Origin of the sequence: Xanthomonas sp. SHU 308 (assembly GCF_000364645.1) — a bacterium.
Taxonomy (GTDB): domain Bacteria; phylum Pseudomonadota; class Gammaproteobacteria; order Xanthomonadales; family Xanthomonadaceae; genus Xanthomonas_A; species Xanthomonas_A sontii.
Genome location: NZ_AQOK01000413.1, coordinates 1 through 3020, shown reverse-complemented (window position 1 = coordinate 3020; position 3020 = coordinate 1). Strand labels below are relative to the sequence as shown.

The window sequence follows — 3020 nt, the reverse complement described above, 5'->3', positions numbered from 1 at the left end:
GCCGCGGCCGCCGATGGCCTCGCGCCCCGGGCAACCCGCCGCGGCCGAAGCGGCCACCGATCTGTCCGAGCGCCAGGGCAAGGACTGACGTTCCTGGGATCGGCGCGTGGCTGGCCCGGGCCGCCACGCCGCGCGCACGCGGCGGCCACGCCGCCTTGATATCGCGCCGGCCACGATCCGGCCTACACTTCGCTTCCTTTTCGACGCCGTTCGGCGCGTGCACTGCGGCGCGCGCCGCGGCCACCGCATCGCAGGTCCGATGAGCACAGTTCCCGATCCCGCGGTCGTCGCCGACGACGCCCCGCACGGCCCCCTGCCGCCGCCGCCCGCACCGCGCCCGCGCGGACCGGTCTCGCTGGTGGTGCTGGCCACCCTGGCAGTCTGCTACACGCTGTGGGCCGCGCAGGACGTGATCCTGCCGATCCTGCTCGCCGCCTTCTTCGCCCTGGTCGGCAACCCGATCCTGCGCATGCTGCAACGGCTGTACCTGCCGCGCTTCCTGGCCGCGCTGCTGGTGCTGCTGTCGGGCATGGCGGTAGCGACGACGCTGACCGTGCAACTGGCCGGCCCCGCCGCCGAGTGGGCGCAGCAGGCGCCGGCACAGCTGCGCCATCTGGCCACCCAGGTGCGCGACCTGACCAAGCCGATGCAGCAGGCCAACCAGGCCGCGGAGAACTTCGCCCGCGCCGCCGGCGGCGAGAGCGGACGCCGCGTGCAGGTGATCCGCACGCAGATGGACGACCCGTACAAGGCGCTGGTGCGGACCCCGCGGGTGGCCGCCTCGGCGCTGGCGGTGGTGTTGCTGACGTTCTTCTTCATGGTGTTCGGCGAGAACCTGCAGCGTCATGCGATCGCGCTGCTGCCCAGCCGCCAGCAACAGAAATTCACTACCGAGATCCTGCGCTCGATCGAACGCGAGGTCTCGCGCTACGTCCTGACCATCACCGTGATCAATACGCTGGTCGGCCTGATCTTCGCCGGCATTCTGATCCTGCTGGGCATTCCGCCGCAGGAAGCGCTGCTGTGGGGCACTGTGGTGGCGCTGCTGAACTTCGCGCCCTACGTGGGGCCGCTGATCGGCGCGGTGCTGATGCTGCTGATGGGCTTCGTCGCCTTCCGCGAACCGCTGAGCGCGGCGCTGCCGGCGATCCTGTACCTGGCGCTGCACACCCTGGAAGGCCAGGTGGTGACGCCGATCGTGCTCGGCCGGCGCATGGCGATCTCGCCGCTGATGCTGATCCTGGCGCTGATGCTGTTCGGCTGGCTGTGGGGCATGATCGGCCTGCTGCTGGCGGTGCCGCTGCTGGTGTGCATCAAGATGGTGCTGGCGCGGGTCGAAGGCATGCAGCGTTGGGCGCGGTTGCTTGAGTGAAACGGGATTCGGGAGTCGGGATTGGGGATTGGCGGAAGCGCGCGGGTACTGTCTACCGGGCACGGCCATCGTAGGCCTCGGCGCTTGGCGTAAAATGCGCCGGTGACTTCCATGCCCTCCTTCCCCGTCAGCGCGATCACGCTGGATCTGGACGACACCCTGTGGCCGTTCGCACCGATCGGCGCGCGCATCGAGCAGGTGCTGCACGACTGGCTGCTGCAGCACAGCCCGGCCACCGCCGCGCGCTTCCCGGTCGCGGCGATGCGGCAGTTGCGCGAAGCGGTGTTCGCCGCGCATCCGCACCTGCACCACGACCTCAGCGAACTGCGTCGGCTGACCCTGCGCCGTGCGCTGCAGGACAGCGGCGCCGATGAAGCGTTGCTGGAACCTGCGTATGCGGTGTTCCATGCCGCGCGCAATCAGGTGGAGTGCTACCCGGACAGCATCGCCGCGCTGGAGCGCATCGCCGCGCGCGTGCCGGTGGTGGCGCTGAGCAACGGCAACGCCGACCTGGCCACGATCGGCCTGGACCACCATTTCGCCTTCCAGCTCAGTGCCCGCGAACACGGTGCGGCCAAGCCGGACCCGGGCATCTTCCGCGCCGCCTGCGCGCGCCTGGGCCTGCCCTGCGCACAGGTGCTGCACGTGGGCGACCATATCGAGATCGACGTGGTCGGTGCGATGCAGGCCGGCCTGCGCGGTTGCTGGATCAACCGCGAGGCGCAGGCCTGGCATCCGCCGACCCCGCCCGATCTGCACTTCGACACCCTCACCGGCCTGGCCGACTGGCTGGACGCGACCCAGCCGGCCGACGCGGCGCGCGCCTGATCCGCGCCCTCTCGCCTACCGGTCTTCTCCCTCTTCCAAGGATCCGCTGATGTCCCTGCCGACCGGCTTCACCGACGCCTCCACCCATGCGCTGCCGCTGTACGTGCTCGACCGCGAGCACCTGGCCGAATGGCGCGCGGCGCAATCGCCGGCGTGGGTGGCGTGGATGGACACCCAGCAGTTCATGGCCGCGCCGGGCAGCGTGCTGCTGCTGCCGGGTGCCGACGGCGTGGCTGCGGCGGTGCTGGGCGTCGGCGATCGCGGCGATGCGTATGCCTACGCGCATGCGCCGTTCGCGCTGCCGGCCGGCAGCACCTGGCGGGTGGAAACGGCGCTGGACACGGACACGCTGGCGGCGCTGCACCTGGGCTGGGGCCTGGGCAGCTACCGCTTCGCCCGCTACAAGCAACCGCCGCGGCTGCCGGCGCAGTTGCTGGCAACGCCGCAGGCGGAAGTGCGCGACCTGATCGCGGCCAGCCTGCGCGTGCGCGACTGGGTCAACACGCCCACCGAACACATGGGGCCGGAGCAGTTGGAAGAGGCTGCGCGCGCGATCGCGCAGGAACACGGCGCGCAGTTCGAGAGCATCATCGGCGACGCGCTGCTGGAGCAGAACTTCCCGGCGATCCACGCGGTCGGCCGCGCCTCGCACCGCGCACCGCGCCTGCTGGTGCTGCGCTGGGGCGAGGAGGCGCACCCACACGTGGCCTTGGTCGGCAAGGGCGTGTGTTTCGACACCGGCGGCCTGGACCTGAAGCCGGCCGACGGCATGCGCAACATGAAGAAGGACATGGGCGGCGCCGCGCACGCACTGGCGCTG

Annotated in this window: 3 protein-coding genes and 1 pseudogene; 3 read left to right on the top strand and 1 reads right to left on the bottom strand. The window is 71.1% G+C overall.

Features of this window, described 5'->3' with window-relative positions; translation table 11 throughout:
* A partial coding sequence (locus D588_RS28560) for a hypothetical protein (RefSeq protein WP_232764302.1) occupies nucleotides 1–244 on the bottom strand: 244 nt, incomplete at its 3' end.
* Between the two features lie 15 nt (nucleotides 245–259).
* On the opposite strand from D588_RS28560, the gene D588_RS0113825 reads away from it, so the two are divergent.
* The 3 genes and pseudogenes from D588_RS0113825 to D588_RS0113815 all read left to right on the top strand — a co-directional run.
* The gene (locus tag D588_RS0113825; RefSeq protein ID WP_017910745.1) at nucleotides 260–1372 is read left to right on the top strand and encodes an AI-2E family transporter; all 1113 of its coding nucleotides are present in this window, start codon (nucleotides 260–262) and stop codon (nucleotides 1370–1372) included.
* A gap of 111 nt (nucleotides 1373–1483) precedes the next feature.
* Nucleotides 1484–2200 carry an HAD family hydrolase gene (locus tag D588_RS0113820; RefSeq protein ID WP_017916404.1) on the top strand — a complete coding sequence of 239 codons (717 nt, stop codon included), beginning with the start codon at nucleotides 1484–1486 and terminating at the stop codon, nucleotides 2198–2200.
* 49 nt (nucleotides 2201–2249) lie between these two features.
* A pseudogene (locus D588_RS0113815) lies at nucleotides 2250–3020 on the top strand (leucyl aminopeptidase family protein); the annotation flags it as partial.